A 22,390-nucleotide genomic window follows, 5' to 3' on the forward strand; every position below is an offset into this window, starting at 1 on the left:
CTCGTTAGCGTTTTAGATCTCCGAATTGCCAAGCGAGTAGTCGTCGTGCAGTTTGACGTAGTCGGTATGGCCCGAGACTTCAGGGACCGCTTCACTGGACTGTGTTGCGTCTGACGGCGCCGAAGAGGCGGGCCGCGCCGGCTCTTCGTCTTGCTCGCCAGGCGACAGCCAGCTATCCACACTGTCGTCACCCTCGCTTGCCAACAACTCGTTTTCACCCAGTGTACCGTCACTGGCCTGGCGATCTTCTACCGATTGACTGCCCTCCATTACAGTACTTTCGCCCTCCCGCGTTTCGTTCTCGGCCGGACCACCGAACAGCAGTGCCTCGTCTTCCGCCAGCGTATAGCCTTGGCTCTCACCTTCGAACTCGCTTGCTGGCTGGCCGGCTTCGCCCTGCTGCGCTACTTGATCACTCTGTTCAGGTTCAAGAGCGGGCCCTTGTGCCTCGCCCTGCTCCTCTTCGCTGAGTTCAAGACGCTCACCGACACTACTTTCGGTTTGAACCTGCTCTGCGACCCGCGTTGAGACCTCTTCGGTCTGCGCGACGGGACGGTCTGTCATTACCTGCATCTCGTCGACCGACTGAGGCTGCTCATCCGTGAACAGCGCATTCACGGTCATGAACTCTTGCGCTGAAAGCGCGGCTTCATGATCGAGCTTCGCGGTGACCGTACTGGTCTCGCCGTTACTCTGCTCGGTCGAGGTGACGGCTAGCGTAATCGAATCGACCTCTTCACTTCCCAGCATCCGGTTGGCGAGCAGCTTGACGTTGCTCGCGGCCGAACCGTTAGTAAGCGCGAGCATGTAGCTACCGTCGACGTTTTGAGTGACGCCATCGCCCTCAAGACGAACACCGCGGGGAATGCCGGTCATCATCACATCACTCAGCGATTCCGAACCGTCCGTATCGGTGAGCGCCGCCGATACGTTCAGAGCGTACTCGTACTCTCCAGTGTCGATACTGGCCGCTACTTTCTTGATGGTAAACGTTTCGTTATGGAACATACTCCGATAACCATCATTGACCACCATAATACCGTCAAAGGACTTACCGTTCGCTAGTGTCTGCTCGAACCCATAGTTACTCCCCTTGGTCAAGGGCGACCATCCTACAAGCTCGGAGCCCTGGAAGAATTTTACATACCCAGCATCCTTGTGGCTTCCAAAACCGCTCAGCTCGAGATCGACACTGGTCGTACTACCGCCCAGGGAATAATACTTGCCATAACCACTATGGAGTTTCGTGATGCCACTATTTTCGTAGGTGCCTTTCACGCTTTCGGCATCCCCGATCGAGCCCACCAGGACGGGATCGGAGGCCGCGTTGTCCGGCGCTTCCGGGGTAGTGGTCTCGGTAGGCACGGTTTTAGTGGCCGTTTCAGCAAACGCATTGGCTGTTCGGTCGGCTTCATCAGTGGCGTTCAGCTCTGTCGCGATAGCCTCGGCCACCAGCTTGATGTCCTGACCCGAAAGCGCTGCGGGTACGGTCAGCGTTAAGCCGTCGCTCTCGAACGCCTCACCAGACGCCTGGATCAGCCAGCTGCCATCGCTTTGCAATGCGCCCTGGCTTAGCGTACTACCTTCGGGCACACCGGTTACCCGGATGCTGAGTGTCTCGTTGCCATCTGTATCGTTCAGGGCAGCACTCAGGTCGACATCATAGCGATAGAAGCCTACTTCGGTTACTTCAATAGCCCCAACGGTAGCGGTTGCCCCCTTGATGATGGCAATTTCGGTGGTCTCGGTCGTCGATGCGCTAAAGTCGAGTCTCAGTTTACCGTTGCCATCGAGGTTAGCGGTAAACGTTTCAGTATGATTTTCATTCAGGTAGTAGTTTCTGGGAGAACCGTAGTCGTCGAATACGTGCTCCTCACCACCATTGACCTTGACCACCCAATTATCGTCATAAACCCCATGGCCTGAATTCCAGGTACCCCGGATATTGACAGGTATGGTGATCGTGACTTCCTGACCCGCGTGCGCCTTACCGAAATCGAACGTTTGGGTGTCGGATTCGGAGTAGTCGTAACCCCAGGAGCCAGCGATATTACCATCGCCGCGCTTATCGCCCAGTATCAGACTAAACGCTTTCTCCTGAGATTCGATCGTACCGGTCTTGTCGATCGCTGTGACCTCACCCAGGGCGATGTTTACCGTCGGTGCTTGAGCCACTGCATCGCTTTCGGCGGTCTCGCTTACCAGCGTCAGGCTGACCGGCACATCCACCTTCTCGAAGTTACCGTTGACCTCGATGACCCTGGCTACCAGATCGTTTTCACCATCGACGTTGACCGTTACGGTTCCCTTTCCACTACGATCAAGGGTGACTTCATGAAGCACACCATCGATTTCGACAATGGCGGTCGGGAAGTCACTGCCCGAGAACGTGTACTGACTGGGATCGGGCGGGTTGGACGTCTCGACTTCAAATACGACCTCGGATTCGCCACTGATACTGGCCGCACCGTCTTTCACGACCTCCTTGTAAGCAATGGAGTGAATGAGATAGTCATCGTCATAGCCTACCGCCGTAAATTCGGCGCTTACAAAGGTCTTACCGATTTCCGGTTTGAATTTGTAGGCTTGATCGACCCGATCAGAGCCACCAGGCGCGAAGTCTTCTCCCAGCGTCTTACCATCGGCGTCGTAGTATGTAACCTTGGCTTCTGTTGATGTACCGCCTCCCGACACAATGGCGTAACCAACGGAGTTTCCATCAGCATCCTTGAACTCGACTTTGGCTTTTTCGCTGTTGTTACGCCACGCGAACTGTACGTCAAAGCTTTCGACCTCGTGATTGAAATCGATCACGATTTTTTCGCTCACGCCGTTTTTGCCATACCCCAGCTCGCTATCTGCAGCGCTGCCTGAGGTCGGGCCCTTCACCCCAAAGCCATCATGGTTGGTGCCGATTACTTTCGAAACTTCACCCGGATTGCCGTCCGTGCCAAATGCGCTGACCTTGAAGCTGTCGGATTTATCGAGGTTCGTCACATCGATGACCGACGTTTTAGTGACGAGCGCCCCCAGGGTGACCGTGGTCACATCGATGGTGTCGTCCAGCTCATAAGACTCGGCATTATTTACCAGATTCCAGTTCCAGCTACCGTCATCGCCACTAACTTGCAGGACACTCGGGGCACTGATGACGTTTTCATCCCAATATACATCGGGATCACTATAGTGGTAGCTAGTGGAGCCCGTGGTATCTCCCGCCCTGACCGTGATGCTTTGCGCCTCGCCATCCACATCGAACGTGAATGTCTGGTCGGTCTCGGACACTCTATTGACCGTGACGGTGTAAGCTACCGTTGCACCATCTTCGTCCGCCCCGGGCTGAAGCTCGGAGGTGAGAGTAGCCGTGTTTTCAAGCGAAACGGCGTAGTCACGACCGGTCTCGGCACGGTAGGGATTCCCTGCCGGGTCGGTGCCGGTGACTTCTGCGGTCACGGTATCGTTGTTGGCCAGTACCTCACCAGGTACATCGATGGCGTAAGTCAGGTTGCCATCATCATCGGCGACGACCTCACCTTCGTAGGTATCATCACCCACGGTCAGCGTGACGGTGTCGCCCGCCTGGGCGTCGCCATTCACGGTGCCGGTAACGCGCACGTCGCCCTGCGCTTCCTCGTCGTTGATCACATCGTCACCGGCGATGGTGTCGATGGTGATCGTGGCGCTGGCGTCAAGGTTGACGCCATAGTCGCGGCCGGTTTCGGCGCTGTAGGCGTTACCCGCTTCGTCAGTGCCGCTGACTTCCGCGTAAACGGTGTCGTTCTCGGCCAGTACGGAGCCCTGCACGTCGATGGCGTAGGTCAGATCGTCACCCACGGTGCCGCTGTAGGTTTGCTCGCCCACGGTCAGGGTGACGGTGTCGCTCGCCTTTGCGTCGCCGCCTACGGTACCGGTCACGGTGACGGTGCCCTTCGCTTCGTTGCCGTTGACTACATCATCACCGGCGATGGTGTCGATGGTGATCGTGGCGCTGGCGTTCCCTCCATGAGGATTACCCGGCTTGTCATGCTCCGAAGACTCCTCCTCCTCTTCCTCTTCTTCATGAGGATCGGATGGATCCTTGGGCTCGTTCGGCTTTTCCGGATCAGGAGTTACGGGCGGTTCCTTGGGCTCATTCGGCTCCTTGGGCTTGTCCGGACCATGAGGATCGGACGGTTCCTTGGGCTCGTTTGGCTCCTTGGGCTCTTCTGGGTCAGGGACCTTGGGCGGCTCCTTGGGATCGTTCGGCTCCTTGGGCTTGTCCGGATCAGGAGTTTCAGGCGGATCCTTGGGATCAAACGGTTGTTTTGGATCGTCACAGTCGTCATCGGCGTCTGCGTCCGAATCGGCATCAGCGTCGGCATCGGCGTCTGCATCAGCATCCGAATCGGCATCGGCGTCGGCGTCGGCGTCTGCATCCGAATCAGCATCGGCGTCGGAATCAGCATCCGCGTCTGCATCAGCATCAGAGTCAGCATCGGCGTCTGCATCAGCATCCGAATCGGCATCAGCGTCGGCATCCGAATCAGCGTCGGCGTCAGAGTCCGCATCTGCATCGGCATCAGCGTCTGCATCCGAATCGGCGTCCGCATCTGCATCAGAGTCCGCATCGGCGTCGGCGTCGGAATCAGCGTCAGCATCCGCATCGGAATCAGCATCTGCATCCGCGTCGGCGTCTGCATCCGCATCAGAGTCAGCATCGGCATCCGAATCAGCGTCGGCGTCGGCGTCAGAGTCCGCATCTGCATCGGCATCAGCGTCTGCATCCGAATCGGCGTCAGCATCCGCATCAGCGTCCGCATCCGAATCAGCGTCTGCATCCGCATCCGCGTCCGCGTCCGCGTCAGCATCTGCGTCTGCATCCGCATCAGAGTCAGCATCCGAATCCGCATCGGCGTCTGCATCAGAGTCCGCATCGGCATCGGCATCGGCATCGGCATCGGCATCGGCATCTGCATCCGCGTCGGCATCTGCATCCGCATCAGAGTCCGCATCGGCATCAGAGTCAGCATCAGAGTCCGCATCTGCATCTGCATCTGCATCAGCGTCTGCATCCGAATCGGCATCTGCATCAGCGTCCGCGTCTGCATCAGCGTCCGCGTCTGCATCAGCATCAGCATCCGAATCGGCATCAGCATCCGAATCGGCATCAGCATCAGAGTCCGCATCTGCATCGGCATCAGCGTCTGCATCCGCATCGGAATCAGCATCCGCGTCCGAATCGGCATCTGCGTCCGAATCGGCGTCAGCATCTGAGTCGGCATCTGCATCAGAGTCAGCATCAGCGTCTGAATCGGCGTCGGCATCTGAGTCAGCGTCGGCATCTGAGTCAGCGTCTGCATCGGCATCAGCGTCTGCATCCGCATCGGAATCAGCATCCGCGTCCGAATCGGCGTCGGCGTCCGCATCTGCATCCGAATCGGCATCTGCGTCCGAATCGGCATCTGCGTCCGAATCGGCGTCAGCATCTGAGTCGGCATCTGCATCAGAGTCAGCATCAGCGTCTGAATCGGCGTCGGCATCTGAGTCAGCGTCGGCATCTGAGTCAGCGTCGGCATCAGAATCGGCATCTGCGTCCGAATCGGCGTCGGCATCAGAATCGGCATCTGCGTCCGAATCGGCATCTGCGTCCGAATCGGCATCTGCGTCCGAATCGGCGTCAGCATCTGAGTCGGCATCTGCATCTGAGTCGGCATCTGCATCAGAGTCGGCATCTGCATCAGAGTCAGCATCAGCGTCTGAATCGGCGTCGGCATCAGAGTCGGCATCAGCATCTGAATCGGCGTCAGCATCTGAGTCGGCATCTGCATCAGAGTCAGCATCAGCGTCTGAATCGGCGTCGGCATCTGAGTCAGCGTCGGCATCAGAATCGGCATCTGCGTCCGAATCGGCGTCGGCGTCTGAGTCAGCGTCTGCATCTGAGTCAGCGTCTGCATCGGAGTCGGCATCTGCATCAGCGTCGGCATCCGAATCGGCGTCAGCGTCGGAATCGGCGTCTGCGTCCGAATCAGCATCTGCATCAGAGTCAGCATCAGCGTCTGAATCAGAGTCGGCGTCGGCATCAGAATCGGCATCTGCGTCCGAATCGGCGTCAGCATCTGAGTCGGCATCAGCGTCTGAATCGGCGTCGGCATCAGCATCTGAATCGGCATCAGCGTCTGAATCGGCATCAGCGTCTGAATCGGCATCAGCATCTGAATCGGCGTCTGCATCCGAATCAGCGTCAGAATCAGCATCTGCATCTGCATCTGCATCTGCATCTGCATCTGCATCTGCATCCGAATCAGCGTCGGCATCTGCATCTGCATCGGAGTCAGCATCAGCGTCTGAATCCGCGTCTGCGTCTGAATCGGCGTCTGCATCCGAATCAGCATCTGCATCAGAGTCAGCATCAGCGTCTGAATCGGCATCGGCATCTGCGTCCGAATCGGCGTCGGCGTCTGAGTCAGCGTCTGCATCTGAGTCAGCGTCTGCATCGGAGTCGGCATCTGCATCAGCGTCGGCATCCGAATCGGCGTCAGCGTCGGAATCTGCATCTGCATCCGAATCAGCGTCAGCATCTGCGTCTGCATCAGAATCCGCGTCAGCGTCTGCGTCGGAATCAGCATCCGCGTCAGCGTCCGAATCGGCGTCAGCGTCGGAATCGGAATCTGCATCTGCATCTGCATCTGCATCCGCATCCGAATCAGCGTCGGCATCTGAGTCGGCGTCTGCATCTGAATCGGCGTCGGCATCTGAGTCAGCGTCGGCGTCGGCATCAGAATCGGCATCTGCGTCCGAATCAGCGTCTGCATCGGAATCAGCATCCGCGTCCGCATCTGAGTCCGAATCAGCGTCAGCGTCTGCATCAGCGTCCGAATCGGCGTCAGCGTCGGAATCAGCATCTGCATCTGCATCAGCGTCGGCATCTGAGTCGGCGTCTGCATCTGAATCGGCGTCGGCATCTGAGTCAGCGTCCGAATCGGCGTCAGCATCTGCATCCGAATCAGCGTCTGCATCTGCGTCAGCGTCTGCGTCCGCATCGGCATCAGCATCTGCGTCTGCATCGCCGTCGCCGTCGCCGTCGCCGTCGCCGTCTTCGCCGGGGATTAGAGGCTCTTCATCGTCAAGCGGGGTATCAGCAAAACCTGCGGCAGAGAAACCCGGGGGGCCCAGGCTGAAAAAGGTGGGAGCAGCCGCGGTAGCGGGACCGGCGGTTGCAAAGCTCAAGGGACTGACTTCCTCGGAGATCCGGGCCACGCGAACGAAGCTGTGGCCATCGCCGCCGCCGCCACCTGCACCACCGGCGGCGGTGGGATCAAGAAGGTCCAGAAGGTCGATGTCGTCATCGTCCAGTGCCGCCAGCAGGGCATCGATGTCGTCATCCAGCACACTGGCTTCGTTGGAGGAGACGATAACGTCGTTGTCGAGTTCCGGGGTCAGCTCCATGGCCTGCCCCCCTTCAACGACGTTAGCGCCTGCGCCATCGCCGAAATCGAGCTCGACACGGCCACCGTCCGAGGTGATCAAGGTTTCACCCTCGATGAGCGTGTCGCCGATCTTCACCTCGTGTCGGTTACCCTTGCCATCCGTAACCCAGGCGTCCCCAGTGATCGCGACGACCGTTGCTGTTGCCATTTATTAGATCCCCAATGAGTATTAGTGGCCGCCGGCTCGCGCCCTGCACGAATAGAAAAACGGCTTATAGCGCAATACTAAGGGATCCGACGACCCCGCCATATTGTACCGATGGACAGATGAGCGACTTTATTTGACCCTCGCTCTAGCCGGGGCGCCTGATCGCGCCCCGGCTAGAGCGAGGAAAGAACGCGCCGGCGTCAAGACAGGCGCGTTTCAGCCTCGGAGGAGAGCTTCAATATAAGCTGCAGACGATCGCGCACGGAAAGCTTCTTGAAGATGGCGCTCAAGTGCGCCTTTACGGTGCGTTCGGTAATATCCAGCTCACGGGCGACCTCTTTATTGGTAGCGCCCCGAGCCACGGCCACGGCCACGGCCTGCTCTCGCTCGGTGAGCAGAGCGAGATGCTGTTGCCTCAGCTCTCTTTCGCCGCCGCTGCGTTGCAAAAGCGCCTGGAACGAGCCGCTGAGCACCTTGGATAGAAGCGATTGGCCCACCCAGACGCCCTGATTGGTCACCACCAGCGCCACCTGCTTGAGCACTTCCGGAGCGCTGAGCGTGTGGGTATAGCCCCGCGCGCCCAGATCCAGGGCCAGCAGCGCTTCGCGGTCATCGGGGGCGTAGCTCAGGATCACCACGATGGCGCCCTGCTGGCTGATGGCTGTGGCCTGAGCACGCCAGTCGTCTACGGTGGTGGTGATCCAGACCACGTCGCCCTGCGCTATATCACAAGCCCCCTGCCCTGGCGTCATCGCCACGGCGCCGGGCAGTGCATCTAGCCAACGCGCCTTGAGACTCCCGTCGGTGGTCACGAAGATATGTTTCATCAGCGCTCTCCCATTGAGTCACGCCACGCTCTTAAAACGGGCTTCAGCAGGAACTGCATCACCGTTCGTTTACCTGTCACTATATCGACCTGTGCTGTCATGCCTGGAATTACCTGAAGTCGTTCGGCAGGGTTCTCGTTTTCTAGACTGCGCACCCGTACCAGATAAAACGTATTGCCGTCATCGTCGGTGATCGTGTCGGCGCTGATATGCTCAAGCTCGGCCTGCAGGCCGCCGTAAATGGCGTAGTCGTAGGCGGTGAGCTTGATGGTGGACGCCTGCCCCGGATGCAGGAAGGCGATATCCTGAGGGGCGATACGCGCCTCCACCAGCAGTTGATCGTCGCTGGGGATAATCTCCACCACTTCCTGGCCGGGCTGGGCCACGCCTCCGATGGTATTGATATGAATACGCTGGATCACCCCATCGACCGGCGAGCGAATCTCGGCGAGCCTTACCCGATCTTGAAGGCCGGTTCCCGACTGCTGTAGCGCGTTCAGATCACCCACGGCCTGGGCCAGATTGCTGCGCCATTCGCTGCGCCGTTCGGCGCTTTGCTCGCGAAGCTGGGTTTGCGACTCTTCAACGGCGGCTTGGAGACGTGATACCGAGGCATCCGCCTGGTTGCGCTCGCCGGTAGCGCGAGAAACCTCGCGTTGAAGACGCAGCACTTCCACTTCCGATACCGCGCCGGAGGCGAGAAGCGGCCGGGTCAGGTTCAACTCCTGGCTGGCCATGCCGGCCTCACGGGCAGCGGTATCGCGCCGGGCCTGGGCTTCTCGGAGCTCTTCGCGGCGCTGGCGAAGGCGATCTTCCAGCACGTTCTCCTGCTCGCGAAGCTCCTCGACACTGCTTTCATAAGCCTCGCGTTCCTGCAGGACGATGTGGGGCACTTCCTGGCGAAGCTCGTCGGAGGGCTCGAATTCGGTGCCGGTCGCCAGGGCTCGAAGACGCTCGGAGCGCGCTTCCAGAGCGTAGCGCTGGGCACGGTTCTCGCCAAAATCGGAGACAAACCGGGTCGGGTCGATCTGCATCAGCACCTCCCCGGCACTGACGACCTGGCCTTCGCGGACATTGATCTGCTCGACCACCCCGCCATCGAAGGACTGGATACGCTGAAGGTGGCTGGCGGGAATGACTCGGCCCGAGCCGCGGGTCACTTCATCGATCGGGGCGAAATAGGCCCATACCAGCACGGCAATGAACGCAAGCAACGTGACGTAGAGAAACAGGCGCGCCCGAATGGGCTCTTGCTGCATGCGTGCCCAGTCGGTATCACTTGCCCAGTCGCGGTTAAGATGCGCGGAGCTCACCCTGCGGGCAAACAGCCGGTCCATGAACGGACGAAACGGCTTTTGCCCCTTTTCGGAGAAACGACCGATCGCTTCGAAACCCTTTTGCTCGGTAGTGGTGGAGGACTTTCTGGCCATTACGATGCCCTCCCGATCTGGCCGTTGCGCAGTGCTTCCACGACGCTGTCCCGCGGGCCGTCGGCGACTACCTTGCCGGCATCCATGACGATGATGCGATCCACCAGGGAAAGAAGCGAGGTGCGGTGAGTGACGACCAGCACGGTCTTGCCTTCACCCACCCGGGTCAGATGAGCCTTGAAAGCCTCTTCGCTGGCGTTGTCCATGGCGCTGGTGGGTTCGTCCAGCAGCAGTACCGGCGGGTCCTGCACCAAGGCACGGGCAATGGCGACGGCCTGTTTCTGGCCGCCGGAAAGCGCCTGACCACGCTCGCCCACCTGCAGATCCACCCCCTGGGGGTGACTATTTACCAACGGCTCGAGCCCGGCGATCTTGATCGCTCTCAACAGCGCATGATCATCCACCCGGTCGCTGCCGCCGCCGGCTACGATATTGTCACGCAGCGAACCCGCAAACAGGCTGACCTCCTGGGGTACGTAGCCGATATGACGCCTTAGCTGCAGCGGGTCCAACTGACGGATATCCACGCCATCCAGCATGACCGCCCCCGCGCTTGGCTGGTAAAAGCCCAGCAGCAGCTTGTTGAGTGATGACTTGCCACATCCCACACGCCCGAGAAGCGCGACCTTTTCACCCTCCTTGATCGTGATGGACACATCGCGCAGTGCGTCGCGCTCTTCATTGGGGTAACGAAGCGTCACCTTTTCAAGCTGCAGATGGCCGGAAACGCTGGGCTTTTCCACGTAGGCCTTGCCTTCGTGGCGCTCTTCCTTTTTAGCCATCACTTGATTGAGCGACTCGAGTGCCGTGGAGGACTGATGATACTGGGCCAGCAGCGCCGCAGCCTGACTGATGGGCGCCATCGCCCGGGAAGAGAGCATGTAGCAGGCAATCAGCCCACCCTGAGTAAGATTGCCCTCGATGATCTGATAGACCCCGACGATCACCACGCACACCGCCACGGTGTTCTGCGCCCAGAGCGCCACACTCGAAACCGAGGAACTGACCAGTTTGAGCTGGGCGCCAGTTCGCGACAAGAACGCCGAGGCTTTTTCCCAATGACGCTGGATACGGCTTTCCGCGCGCAGTGCCTTGACGTTTTCGAGCTGGGACACCGATTCCACCAGCAGGGCGTTTCGCTGAGCGCCTACCTCCCAGGTGGTTTGCGAAAGCTCGTGAAGCTTACCCTGAGCGGCCAGGGCGTAAAGCAGCACGAACAGGATACCCACGATCACCGGCAGCACCAGCCAGGGGTTGATGAGCGCGATGATGCCGGCAAACATCAGCACGAAGGGAAGATCGACAATGCCGATGACGGTGGCCGAGCCTATAAAGGCGCGCACCGACTCGAAGGATTGCAGCGTCGAGGTAAACGAACCTGTGGAGCTCGGACGCTCTTCCAGGCGCATGCCCAGCACCTTGGCCATGATGGCCGACGAGAGCTTTACATCCGCGCGGCTGGCCGCCAGGTCCACAAAGCCGCTGCGCATCAGGCGAAGTGCCAGGTCAAAACAGAGCACGATGACCACGCCCGCCGCCATCACCCAAAGCGTTTCGGTTGCCTGGTTGGGTACCACGCGGTCATACACGTTGAGAATGAACAGCGGCATCGCCAGAGCGAACACGTTGATTGCCACCGAGCCGCAGATAACATCGCGGTAAAGACGGCGGTTCTCCTTGATGACCCCCCAGAACCAGTGCTGGCTGCGGTTTTTCTTGACGCCGGGCTCGGCGCTGTTATCGGCCAGAAACCTGGGCCGAACATAGATCGCTTCATTGCTGTAGCCGGCGTCGAGCTCATCGAGTGCTACCTCGACGGCAGACTCGGAAAGCTCCGGGAAGATGACCCGGGCCTTGCGCTGACGGGTATCGAGGGCCAGAAGCACGCAGGCGCGCCCCGGCTCCAGTAGAAGTACCGCGGGAAACAGCGCCGGGTTCAACCCTGCAAGGGAGCTTTTGACGATGCGCGCGGTCAAACCGGCACGCTGGGCTGCACGTCCAAAGACGGAAGGCGTCAAATTGCCCTTTTCCAGCGGCAGCCCCGCCTTGAGCGCTTCCGAGGAAACCTCGTGCTGATGATAGGAAGCGACCGTTTTCAGACACTCAAGCAGTTCATCGCTTGAACGCCCGTAGGAAAGGGGGCTGTTGGAGACTATCTGCTTATCCTGCGCCACTAAAACGTAATCTCCTGTGCGTTGATCTTCCCGAAGAAGGTGCATGAGCACCTACATTGCGTGGTTAACACTAGTCGTTAAAAAAACAATGTCCATCAATACCAGTTTTTTAATCGACCCGGTCGTATTTAACGCTATAAAAATGACACCGAAAGGATGGAATACAGTGAGTTAAACCGTACATTTTCTTCTGGCAACAACCTTTTCGGTAAACCAGCGCCCGGGAAAGGCGAAGGAAGTCACTCTTTTGCAGGCAAACGGCAGCAGGCACCCGGCGAAGCCGACTGCCTGCTCTGTCTTGAGGTCTTGCCTAGTACTCGGAAGAAACGTTAACGCCGCGGGTGAAATCTTCCAGAGTAAAGCCACGCGGGCCATCGATGGCGCAGGTATCAGCCGAACTCAGCGTCATGCCGTCGTAATCGAGCTCGGCAAGACTGGGAATATCGTCGCGGGTCACGTTGAGGGTCTGCATCAGTTGGCCCATGGACGCCAGCGTGCGGGCCTGAGCCATCGTCAAATCGGACTCGGCGTTGGCATAGGCGCGACTTGCCTCGAAGTACTCGTTTTCACTGTCGAGTACGTCCAGCAGCGTGCGCTGACCGATGTCGAACTGCTGTTGATAGGCGCCACGCACCCGGTCGATGGACTGACGATGCTCGTTCAGGTAATTGAGCTGCTCGCGCAGACGCTGGGTATCGTTATAAGCGATTTGCGTGGTCTGGCGCACGTTGGTGCACGCCACTTCACGCTGGCTCTGCGCCTGCTCGATACGTGATGCGGCGGCCTGGAAAGTCGCCAGGTCCGCCCCGCCGCGATACAGGTTCATGCTCGCCACCAGCTGAATGCTGTGCTCGTCGCTGCGCCCGCTGACTGCGTCGTCCTGGTTGTTGGTACCGGTGCGGCCTTGAATATCCAGACGTGGCATGTAGCCGGCACGTGCACTCTCCTGCTGAGCACGGGCCACGGCGATGTTCTCGATTGCCGCCTGGAAATCCGGGTTCCCTTCAAACGCCATCCTGACGGCCTGGGCTACATCCGCAGGCAGACCCTCTGCCAGTGATGGGGCGGGAGTCATGTTCTCGGCGGGCAGCTGGCCCACGATGCGCTGATAGCGAGCGGTCACATCGTGAAGATTGGAGGCCTCGGACATCAGGTTGGATTCCGCCAGGGCCAGACGGCCGCTGATCTGCTCGAGATCGACACCGCGTCCGGCACCGGACAGCGTACGCTCTTCGATCTGGCCGAAAACGCGCTGGTGCTGGCGATAGTTATCCTGGGCCAGGCGCACCATTTCACGATAGCGAAGAACGTCGACGTAGCTACGAAACGCTTCCAGCGCTACATCTTCACTGGCACCCAAAAGCTGGAAGTAGGCCACCAGCCGGGCGCGGTCCAACCGTTCGACTTCACTGCGGGTCGCAAATCCGTCAAACACCATCTGCGATAGGGTCAATTCGGCAAAGTCGCTGCTGTAGCTGCCCCGGCCGTCGTTTTCCCGATCCTGGCGACCCACACCGCCCCGCACATCGATAGACGGCAGGTAGCCGCCCTGTGCCGCCCGGATATCGCTACCCGACGCATTGAAGTTGGCCCATGCCGCGTTGACTTCAGGATTGGTGATGATGGTCTGCTGAATCGCACTGGGCAGATCCGTGGACCCTGGCGCATAAAGGCTGGCAGGTAACGATTGCGCCAGGGCAGAGAGCGGAAGGCAGGCAAGCGTTGTAATTGTAATGGGTCGAAACGCGCGCGCTAGAAACACGTGCTTTAATTTCGTTGTAACGTTGTCTTTCATATCCATGGATCCCTGATGAACGCCTCATTTAATGATGAAACTGCAACCAACCCCGTCACTCAACCCCAAAACCGGCCTTGCGCTCCCCTGATCACTTGAAGCTTTCCAGGTCACTGGAAAGCCCTCTAGTCAGTACAAGGCACCCTCAGTCGCTACGCGACATCTCGAGTCACTACGAGATGCCTACGTCACTATCAGGAAGGCTTCAGGAGTCAGGGGCAGTTTCTATTACGTCTCTATTACTATTCCCTGATTACTGTTCTCTGAGTACTGTTCTCTAAGTACTGTATTTCTACGCACTGTTCTCCAAGTACTTTTTTCTCAGTACTTTTCTCTCAGTACTATTCTCTAATTACTATTCGCTACCGTATGTGACCAAGCCGATAGCATGATTTATTTAAACACGCCACCGGATCAGATGTCACAAAAATTTACAATAAGGATCTTAAAAAAACATGGCGCCCGGCCTCATGCTTTTTTACTGCCGGTAAACTGCTGTAACGCAAGCCCTGTCAGAATGAGCCCCAGTCCCAGGAAAGTCGAGGTCAGCAGCGGTTCACCGACCACAAGATGAAGCAACAAGAGCGACACGGGTGGCGATAGAAAGATCAGGTTGGAAACCTTGGCAGTCCGCGAAACGTTACGTACCGCCAATTGCCAGAGAATGAAGGCCACCCCCATTTCAAACAGCCCCACGTAGATGCCGGCGCCTAACGCCTGCATTCCGTGCCAGTTCATACCTGGCCCTAAAAGTAGCAAAAAAGTCAGTATCGGCAAGCCGACACTGAAATTCTGCCACTGACCGACAAGCGGTTCGCGCGTATCCCGAGCGTTGAGCAACCAGTAAACCGCCCAGATCAGCGTCGAACACAGCGCCAGAATAACGCCTAGCGGGTCTTCGAATGCGACGTTGAACACCTGTCCACGGGTGGCGATCACCCAGACCCCGGCATAGGCCACACATCCGGCGGCCACATCCCGCCGGGTCAAGCGCTGTCCCAGAAGCGGCACGGCCAACAGCGCCATTGCCAGCGCCCAGGTATAGTTGAGCGCCATGGCTTCCTGGCCGGGCAAACGGTCGTAGGCGGCGAAAAGCATCAGGTAGTACGCTACCGGGTTCATCACCCCTGCCCAGGCGGCGGTCTTCCATCCCGTCTTGAGCGCCTGGGCCAGCTGGGCACGCTTGATCACCAGCGCCCCCATCAACATCCAGGATACCAGCGCCGCTATCCACATGAGTTCCAACGGGCTCATGTAGCTCAGCGCCAACTTGAAAGCGGTGGCGACGGTGGACCAGAGCGCCACCGCCCCCAGCCCGCAGGCAATGGCTTTACGATCCTGGCTCACCGGTCGATGTGACCCAGGCTCTGGTCCGGGTCGATCCTGTCGCGCACGCGCTTTTTCAACGTCTTGATATCGGGAAAGCCGCCGTCGCGCTTGCGCTCCCAGATCAGTTCATCTTCATGCCAGATCTCGAACGTGCCGCCATGGGAAGGAGAAAGCGCCACTTCGCCAAGCTGCTCGCCAAAGGTTGAAAGAAGCTCCTGAGCGTACCAGGCGCTGCGTAGAAGCCATTGACACTGCGTGCAGTAGCGAATGTGGATGCGCGACATTTCACCGAACCTTGAGTGCTTTAACATGGAGTGATAAACCGGCATTCTGTCACACTTGTATCCGTAACTGCCAAGGAACCGAGATGGCCGAGCCACCCATTTCCCAGACCCGCCTGTTTGAATGGCTGACCGGTGACGACGACAGCCGGATGTGCAAGGACATCCTCGATGAGGCTTGCCAGGAGCAGCCCCGCAACTTCTTTCTTCATCTTTTTGCTTCACTGGGCAACAAGCTGGCCGATGAACTTTCCAGTGCCCGGCTGGTGCTGCCTTGGCTGATGGGCATTATCGGCGCGCCGGTGTGGATGGTAGGTCTTCTGGTCCCCATTCGCGAAGCGGGCGCCCTCCTCCCCCAGATTTTCGTCGCCGGATTCATTCGGCCCAAACCCCGGCGCAAGTGGGTATGGGTCGCAGGAGCGGTGCTGCAAGGGGTTTGCGCGTTGGCCCTCGCTCTGCTGGCATTGTGGGGTAGTGGCTCGCTAGGCGGAGCGCTGGTACTGGGTGCTCTGACCCTGCTGTCGTTGGCCCGAGGAGTGTCGTCCATCGCCACCAAGGATGTCATGGGCAAAACCATCGCCAAGCGGCGCCGGGGAACGCTGATGGGTTATAGCGGTAGCGTGGCCGGGGCGGCCACGCTTGCAGCCGGTGGTGTGTTGATGCTCTTCGGTGACAGGCCAGGGCACTGGGCGCTGGCACTCCTGCTGGCCATTGCCGCACTTGGCTGGCTAGTCAACGCTTTTTGCGTGGCGCGTATAAAAGAGGTTCCCGGTGCGGTGGAAGGCGGTCAAAACGCCTGGAGCAGCATCAAATATGGTTTTTCGCTGTTGAAACATGATCGCGCATTTTTACACTTCAACGTTTCAAGAGCGCTTCTACTCTCGAGCGCACTGGCACTTCCTTACCTTGCCCTTCTGGGCCAGCAGCAAAGCGGCACCGACCTTGGCAATCTGGGCCTTTTAGTCGTGGTCTCCGGGCTTGCCGCCATGCTGGCAAGCCCGATATGGGGCAAGCTTGCCGACCGCTCCAGCCGCCGTGTGATGTGTCATACCGCCATCGGCACGACGCTTTGTTGCCTGCTGGGCGCAAGCCTTGTATGGATGCCGGGCGAGTGGACACAAAGCGTGGCGCCTTACGCCCTGGTATATGCCCTTCTGGTCATTGTTCATCACGGCGTGCGCCTGGGGCGCAAGACCTATCTGATCGATATTGCCACTCAGGATAACCGGGCGCTGTATGTGGCTCTTTCCAATACCCTCACCGGCGTCTTGATGCTTGTCGTGGGGGGCGTGATCGGCGCACTTGCACAATGGCTGGGAAGCGCTACGCTGTTGCTCGTACTGGCCTTCACCGCGTCTTGCGCCATACTCAGCGCTTACTATCTGCCTGAAGTCGAGTAGACCTTATTGCACTGGCTCCCTCCCGCTTGACGCCCTGTTCGAGCGGGACAGGTTGCCAGTGATTGCTATGCTGCCTATGGTAGTGCTGTTTGGAGTGGTTAAATCCCGTTGCCCCCCGCGCTGATGTACAGCGCATGGCAGCGGATGAGCGATAAGCAACAGGAATCCTTTATGAAACGATCTCCTCTGATCAACCCCGAATTACTCGAGCGTATTGTCGACGCCTCCGATGATGGCATCGTCGTTTCCGAACAGGAAGGCGATGAAAACATCCTTATCTATGTCAATAAAGGGTTTGAGCGCTTGACCGGCTATACCGCTGAAGAGATCCTTTATCGCGATTGCCGATTTCTACAGAACGACGACCGCAACCAGGAGGCACTGACCGCGATTCGCGAGGCGCTCAAGAGCGGCCGACCGTCTCGCGAAATACTGCGCAACTACCGCAAGGATGGCACCATGTTCTGGAACGAGCTTTCCATTACACCGGTGTTCGATGAAGGTGACGAACTGATGTACTGCGTGGGCGTACAAAAGGACGTGACCGAGCGTGTGGAAACCCAGTTGGCTCTATCCGAGCTACAGAAAAGGCATGAGAGCGCCTGATTCGATCTTGTCTGCATTTAAAGCTTGAACTTCGACCCAGTCGGCGTTATATAGCGCCTGAGCGCATCGTTGCGCTTGGGCGCCTAGCCAGTCCCTGATGCTAGGCCGTTGAAATGCCGGTGCGCCGGCCTGGGTTGGAGGGCATACCATGAGCCGTGACCCCTTGAATCGTGATGCGTTTACCTCATCAAACCACGAAGCCGATGAGTTCGATGGCCTGGATGCGGTCAACGATGAGCAGTATGGCAAGCACAAGCCAAGCAAAGTCGATACCCTGCGCGCTCGCCGCCAGGTAGAAGCGTGGCTCGAGGAGCGCAGACTCCAACGTGCCATCGAAGACGACTGGGAAGAAGAGTAACGCGCCCGGCCCGTCCAGAATCAACGCATCGACGCCCCTTTTGATTTACAAGCTTTGCCGCTTTAGTGATTAAAGCGGCCGCGTGGTTTGTCGCCCTCTTTCTGGCCTTTACTTGCCCCGGGCACTATCATTTAAGCCCAAGCAGGCCTTGTAGGCTCTTTTTTCCACAACCTAACGGATTTCCATGGCGCAATACGTATTCACCATGAATCGGGTTGGCAAAGTCGTGCCGCCCAAAAAGCAAATTCTCAAGGATATTTCGCTATCGTTTTTCCCGGGCGCCAAGATCGGTGTCCTGGGTTTGAACGGCGCGGGCAAGTCCACGCTGCTGCGCATCATGGCCGGTGTCGATAAAGAGTTTGAAGGTGAAGCTCGCCCGATGCCTGGCATTAACGTGGGTTATCTTCCTCAGGAACCGCAGCTCGATGATGAGAAAAACGTTCGCGATACCGTCGAGGAAGCACTGGGCGAGCTGAAAGCGGCCCAGGAAAAACTCGATGCGGTCTACGCCGCCTACGCTGAGCCGGATGCCGACTTCGACGCCCTGGCAAGCGAGCAGGCGCGTCTGGAAAACATCATCGAAGCCGCGGATGCGCACAATATCGAACGCAAGCTGGAAGTTGCCGCCGAGGCGCTCAGACTGCCCCCCTGGGAGGCCAAGGTAGGCAACCTGTCGGGTGGCGAGCGCCGCCGGGTAGCCCTTTGCCGACTACTGCTTTCAAGCCCGGACATGCTGCTTCTTGACGAGCCGACCAACCACCTGGACGCCGAATCGGTTGCCTGGCTCGAGCGCTTCTTGCACGACTACAACGGCACCGTCGTGGCGATTACCCACGACCGCTACTTCCTGGATAACGTCGCCGGCTGGATTCTGGAACTTGACCGCGGCCAGGGCATTCCTTTCGAAGGCAACTACTCCCAGTGGCTGGAGCAAAAAGAGCAGCGCCTGAACCAGGAAGCCAAGCAGGAAGCGTCTCGCCAGAAAGCCATCAAGCAGGAGCTTGAATGGGTACGCAGCAATGCCAAGGGCCGTCAGGCCAAGAGCAAGGCGCGCCTCAATCGCTTTGAAGAGATGCAGTCCGGCGATTTCCAGAAGCGCAATGAAACCAACGAGATCTACATTCCGCCCGGCCCGCGCCTGGGCGACAAGGTCATCGAGTTTCATGATGTGACCAAGCGCTTTGACGACAAGCTGCTTTATCAGAACCTCTCCTTCACCATCCCACCCGGGGCGATCGTCGGTATTGTGGGTGGTAACGGGGCGGGTAAATCAACGCTCTTCAAGCTGGTCACGGGTAAAGAGCAGCCCGATGAAGGCAACGTGGTCATCGGCGACACCGTGGATATTGCCTATGTCGAGCAGCTGCGTGACGCGCTGGATGACAAGCAGACCGTGTGGCAGGCGGTCTCCGGCGAGCAGGATATCCTCAATATCAATGGTTACGAAGTTTCCTCACGCGCCTATGTAGGCCGTTTCAACTTCAAGGGCAACGACCAGCAAAAGCGCCTGGACGAGCTCTCTGGTGGTGAACGCGGGCGCCTGCAGCTTGCTCAGACGCTCAAACAGGGTGCCAACGTACTGTTGCTGGATGAGCCCTCGAACGATCTGGATATCGAAACCCTGCGGGCACTGGAAGAAGCCCTGTTGGCGTTTCCCGGCTGCGCCATGGTGATTTCTCACGATCGCTGGTTCCTTGACCGTATCGCCACGCATATTCTGGCGTTTGAGGGGGACTCCGAGGTGGTCTTCTTCGATGGTAACTACACCGATTACGAAGAAGATCATAAAAAGCGGGTGGGCAACGACACACCCAAGCGAATGAAGTACAAGCGTATCGACGCCTGATCAAAGAAAAGCCCCTCTCGAGGGGCTTTTTCATGCACGGCATCTGATAGCTCGATACCTCTCTAACGGCGTCTGCCGGTAAACAGCGAAACGATGAAGAGAATCAGAAACAGCACGAACAGCACCTGTGCGATGGTGGAGGCCACCCCGGCAATACCCGAAAACCCCAGCACTCCTGCGATGATCGCGATAATCAGAAACAGCATTGCATTACCAAGCATGTCATCTCTCCTTTTCCATGGGTTTACTTCTTGGTCGGCTTGCATCCCTGAAGCCACGGCCCTTGCCAGTGGGCATCTGACGTCTAGTCAGCGGACATTCATTCTATTTAGAATTGGTCACTGGAGAGGGTTCGTCAAGTCGCTTACGTGTAGCGGGCCTTTTTCAGGGACCTGTCGCCGATCAGTCCTATCCCCCACTTGACGGGAGCAGGAAAGCGCATGCCACCAGCTTCCAGTGCCAGCTGGGCATGATGGGTGTTATCCGCCATCACTTGGCGCATCAGCGTTCGCGAGCGTTGATCCTCGGCGGGCAGATGACCCATGTGATCGTTGACCCTGCGGCCTATGAGCTCCTTGGTGGCGGCGACCATGCCGAGTCCGAAGCGGTCACTGACCAGGCCGGCCAGCATGCCAAGCCCTACACCCGCACTGTAATAAACCGGCGTGAAGTAGCTGGTGCGGCTTTCCAGTTGTTCGAGACGTTGCTGGCACCATGCCAGATGATCCGTCGCCTCGCGCTGGGAGTGATCGATCTGCTGGCGCGCCCGGGGCAGCATGACCAGGCCCACCTGACCCTGACAAAGCCCCTGCACGCCAGCGGTCGCGACGTGCAACAGCCGCATGGTGCTGGCGGCGTGGCGGCGCTCCAGCTCGCTGAGTTCGGCCTCCAGTGCCCCCGAGGCCGGGTTCTTGCGCTGTGCCCCTTGGGTATTGGGGACCAGCGTGCGCAGTGCGCTGTCAATATGCGAAATAAAGCGATCCGAGCGGCTTAAATGGCGCTCCCGCATAATCGTTACCCCTTTGCGATGGCGTTTGGGACTTAGCCGGCAGGCCAGGTGAATTGCCGCCCCCCCAGCAAGTGCATATGAATATGATAGACGGTTTGACCGCCCATGGCGTTACAGTTCATCACCACGCGGTAACCGTCTTCGGCAAACCCTTGCTGCTTGGCAAGAAGCGCGGCGGTATGCTGCAGTCGCCCGACTACCGGCAAATGCTCGGGTTCGATGTCATTGAGGGTCGCGATATGCTGCTTGGGGATAATCAGTTGATGCGTGGGCGCCTGGGGGTCGATATCGTTGAACGCCAGTACGTGATCGTCTTCATAGACGATATCGGCGGGAATTTCACGATTGATGATCTTGCAGAAAAGACACTCCATTGCGTTCCTCACTTTAGTGATTGAGCCTTGAACTAGCGAAAACGCCGCTGCGCCAGCAGATGGCGTACCAAGGGCGCAAGAATCAGTTCCATGGCCAGCGACATTCTGGCGCCCGGCACCACCAGCGTATGCGGGCGAGTCATGAAGGCGTCCTTGATCATGGCGAGCAGCCAGGGAAAATCCACCGTGGAAGGGTCACGAAAGCGAATGACCACGAAGGATTCCGCATCGGTGGGAATATCCTGCACTTCGAAAGGGTTGGAGGTATCCACCGTGGGTACGCGCTGAAAATTGATGTGCGTACGGGAAAACTGCGGCTGGATATAACGCACGTAATCGTTCATGCGCCCCAGGATCGTATCGATGACGGCTTCCTGGGAGTAGCCCCTGAGTCGGGTATCGCGATCGATTTTCTGAATCCACTCGAGATTCATGGTGGGTGCGACGCCCACCAGAAGATCGGCGTGGCGGGCGATATCGTACTCCGGCGTTACCAGTCCGCCGTGCAGCCCCTCGTAGAAGAGTAGATCCGTCCCGCAGGGCAGCGACTGCCACTCGGTGAAGGTACCCACCCGGTAGCCGGCCTCGATCTTCTGCTTGTCTTCGGCGTGGATGTAGTGACGAAACGTGCCCGAGCCGTGCTCGCCGTACTCGATGAAAAGCCCTTCGAGCCGATCCAGCAGGTTGGCTTCGACGGCGAAGTGGGAAAGCTCATCCTTGCGTTCGGGTTCTTCACGAAAGATGCGCTGCAGATCGTCGCGGGTATAACGGTGGAAAGCGTCGCCATCGACGACGGCCGCATGCACGTCTTCGCGCAGAAACATGCGCTCGAAGCTTCGCCTGACCGTCGTCGTCCCCGCTCCGGAAGAGCCGGTCACCGCAATAATGGGATATTCACGGGACATCAGTCACCTCTGGCGTCGGCAAGCGCGCGCTTGAGCTCGCAGGGAACGGCCACCGTCTTGCCAGCAGCCGGATCAAGTAGCAATAACGTTACCCGGGCCGTGGCTACGCGCTCGTCGCGCTCATTCAAGACGCGGTGATAGACCGTGAGCGCCTTTCCCTCAGGCTCCGGCACGGCCGTCTCGACTACAAGCCTGTCCGCAAAGCGCGTTTCACGTTGATACATGACGGTCAGATCCGCCACGACACTGGGATAGCCCGCCATGTCCCATTCGGGATAGGCAAGCGAGGCAAACGCCTGGGCTCGGGCGTCTGCCAGCAGCGACACCAAGGCGTCGTGGCCCAGGTGCTGGCCGTAGTTCATGTCCGTTATCCGCACCGTCAAGGAGTGGCGATGGATGATCGAGGTCTCGGGGAAATCCAGGGTTACGCGTTCCATGCCCA

18 protein-coding genes are annotated in these 22,390 nt (G+C 58.6%); 5 read left to right on the plus strand and 13 right to left on the minus strand.

The window, feature by feature from the left end; genetic code table 11:
- Positions 1-12: 12 nt before the first annotated feature.
- Entirely contained in the window at positions 13-3,915 is a 3,903-nt protein-coding gene (locus ACWF8S_RS11530; RefSeq protein WP_447553461.1) for an Ig-like domain-containing protein, read from the minus strand.
- A 194-nt stretch (positions 3,916-4,109) separates the two neighbouring features.
- Entirely contained in the window at positions 4,110-7,043 is a 2,934-nt protein-coding gene (locus ACWF8S_RS11535) for a hypothetical protein (RefSeq protein WP_447553462.1), read from the minus strand.
- A 205-nt stretch (positions 7,044-7,248) separates the two neighbouring features.
- Here ACWF8S_RS11535 and ACWF8S_RS11540 point away from each other — a divergent pair, with 205 nt between their 5' ends.
- Positions 7,249-7,632, plus strand: a complete 384-nt coding sequence (locus ACWF8S_RS11540) for a hypothetical protein (RefSeq protein WP_447553463.1) — start codon at positions 7,249-7,251, stop codon at positions 7,630-7,632.
- 182 nt (positions 7,633-7,814) lie between these two features.
- Here ACWF8S_RS11540 and ACWF8S_RS11545 read toward each other — a convergent pair whose 3' ends face one another.
- The 6 genes from ACWF8S_RS11545 to ACWF8S_RS11570 form a co-directional block, all read right to left on the minus strand.
- Entirely contained in the window at positions 7,815-8,441 is a 627-nt protein-coding gene (locus ACWF8S_RS11545; protein WP_447553464.1) for a LuxR C-terminal-related transcriptional regulator, read from the minus strand.
- A complete protein-coding gene (locus ACWF8S_RS11550) occupies positions 8,441-9,871 on the minus strand; it encodes an HlyD family type I secretion periplasmic adaptor subunit (RefSeq protein ID WP_447553465.1) in 1,431 nt (476 codons plus the stop codon). Before ACWF8S_RS11550 ends, ACWF8S_RS11545 begins: the two co-directional genes overlap by 1 nt.
- Positions 9,871-12,045 (minus strand): type I secretion system permease/ATPase, encoded by a 2,175-nt coding sequence (locus ACWF8S_RS11555; protein WP_447553466.1) that lies wholly within the window; start codon positions 12,043-12,045, stop codon positions 9,871-9,873. The genes ACWF8S_RS11550 and ACWF8S_RS11555 overlap by 1 nt, the downstream gene beginning before the upstream one ends.
- 310 nt (positions 12,046-12,355) lie before the next feature.
- Positions 12,356-13,840, minus strand: coding sequence for a TolC family outer membrane protein (locus ACWF8S_RS11560; protein WP_447553467.1), 1,485 nt, complete (start codon positions 13,838-13,840; stop codon positions 12,356-12,358).
- Between the two features lie 468 nt (positions 13,841-14,308).
- Positions 14,309-15,187: a DMT family transporter gene (locus tag ACWF8S_RS11565; RefSeq protein WP_447553468.1), complete on the minus strand. Its 879-nt coding sequence runs from the start codon at positions 15,185-15,187 to the stop codon at positions 14,309-14,311.
- Positions 15,184-15,453: a SelT/SelW/SelH family protein gene (locus ACWF8S_RS11570; protein ID WP_447553469.1), complete on the minus strand. Its 270-nt coding sequence runs from the start codon at positions 15,451-15,453 to the stop codon at positions 15,184-15,186. Before ACWF8S_RS11570 ends, ACWF8S_RS11565 begins: the two co-directional genes overlap by 4 nt.
- An 83-nt stretch (positions 15,454-15,536) precedes the next feature.
- Here ACWF8S_RS11570 and ACWF8S_RS11575 point away from each other — a divergent pair, with 83 nt between their 5' ends.
- The 4 genes from ACWF8S_RS11575 (at position 15,537) to ettA (ending at position 19,660) form a co-directional block, all read left to right on the plus strand.
- Entirely contained in the window at positions 15,537-16,850 is a 1,314-nt protein-coding gene (locus ACWF8S_RS11575; protein ID WP_447553470.1) for an MFS transporter, read from the plus strand.
- A gap of 171 nt (positions 16,851-17,021) precedes the next feature.
- Positions 17,022-17,456 carry a PAS domain-containing protein gene (locus tag ACWF8S_RS11580; protein ID WP_447553471.1) on the plus strand — a complete coding sequence of 145 codons (435 nt, stop codon included), beginning with the start codon at positions 17,022-17,024 and terminating at the stop codon, positions 17,454-17,456.
- A gap of 148 nt (positions 17,457-17,604) precedes the next feature.
- Positions 17,605-17,814, plus strand: coding sequence for a PA3496 family putative envelope integrity protein (locus ACWF8S_RS11585; RefSeq protein ID WP_447553472.1), 210 nt, complete (start codon positions 17,605-17,607; stop codon positions 17,812-17,814).
- Positions 17,815-17,998: 184 nt separating this feature from the next.
- Positions 17,999-19,660, plus strand: coding sequence for an energy-dependent translational throttle protein EttA (ettA, locus tag ACWF8S_RS11590; protein WP_447553473.1), 1,662 nt, complete (start codon positions 17,999-18,001; stop codon positions 19,658-19,660).
- A 62-nt stretch (positions 19,661-19,722) separates the two neighbouring features.
- On the opposite strand, the gene ACWF8S_RS11595 is transcribed toward ettA, so the two are convergent.
- The 5 genes from ACWF8S_RS11595 to ACWF8S_RS11615 all read right to left on the minus strand — a co-directional run bounded on the left by ACWF8S_RS11595 (position 19,723) and on the right by ACWF8S_RS11615 (position 22,385).
- Entirely contained in the window at positions 19,723-19,881 is a 159-nt protein-coding gene (locus ACWF8S_RS11595; RefSeq protein WP_227388132.1) for a DUF1328 domain-containing protein, read from the minus strand.
- Between the two features lie 143 nt (positions 19,882-20,024).
- On the minus strand, positions 20,025-20,669 hold the full coding sequence (gene coq7, locus ACWF8S_RS11600) for a 2-polyprenyl-3-methyl-6-methoxy-1,4-benzoquinone monooxygenase (RefSeq protein WP_447553474.1): 645 nt from the start codon (positions 20,667-20,669) through the stop codon (positions 20,025-20,027).
- A 32-nt stretch (positions 20,670-20,701) separates the two neighbouring features.
- Positions 20,702-21,043: a histidine triad nucleotide-binding protein gene (locus ACWF8S_RS11605; protein ID WP_447553475.1), complete on the minus strand. Its 342-nt coding sequence runs from the start codon at positions 21,041-21,043 to the stop codon at positions 20,702-20,704.
- 32 nt (positions 21,044-21,075) lie between these two features.
- Positions 21,076-21,948 (minus strand): phosphoribulokinase, encoded by an 873-nt coding sequence (locus tag ACWF8S_RS11610; RefSeq protein ID WP_447553476.1) that lies wholly within the window; start codon positions 21,946-21,948, stop codon positions 21,076-21,078.
- Positions 21,948-22,385: an acyl-CoA thioesterase gene (locus tag ACWF8S_RS11615; protein WP_447553477.1), complete on the minus strand. Its 438-nt coding sequence runs from the start codon at positions 22,383-22,385 to the stop codon at positions 21,948-21,950. The genes ACWF8S_RS11610 and ACWF8S_RS11615 overlap by 1 nt, the downstream gene beginning before the upstream one ends.
- Positions 22,386-22,390 lie beyond the last annotated feature (5 nt).

The sequence above is a fragment of the Vreelandella xerophytica genome, from assembly GCF_968048975.1.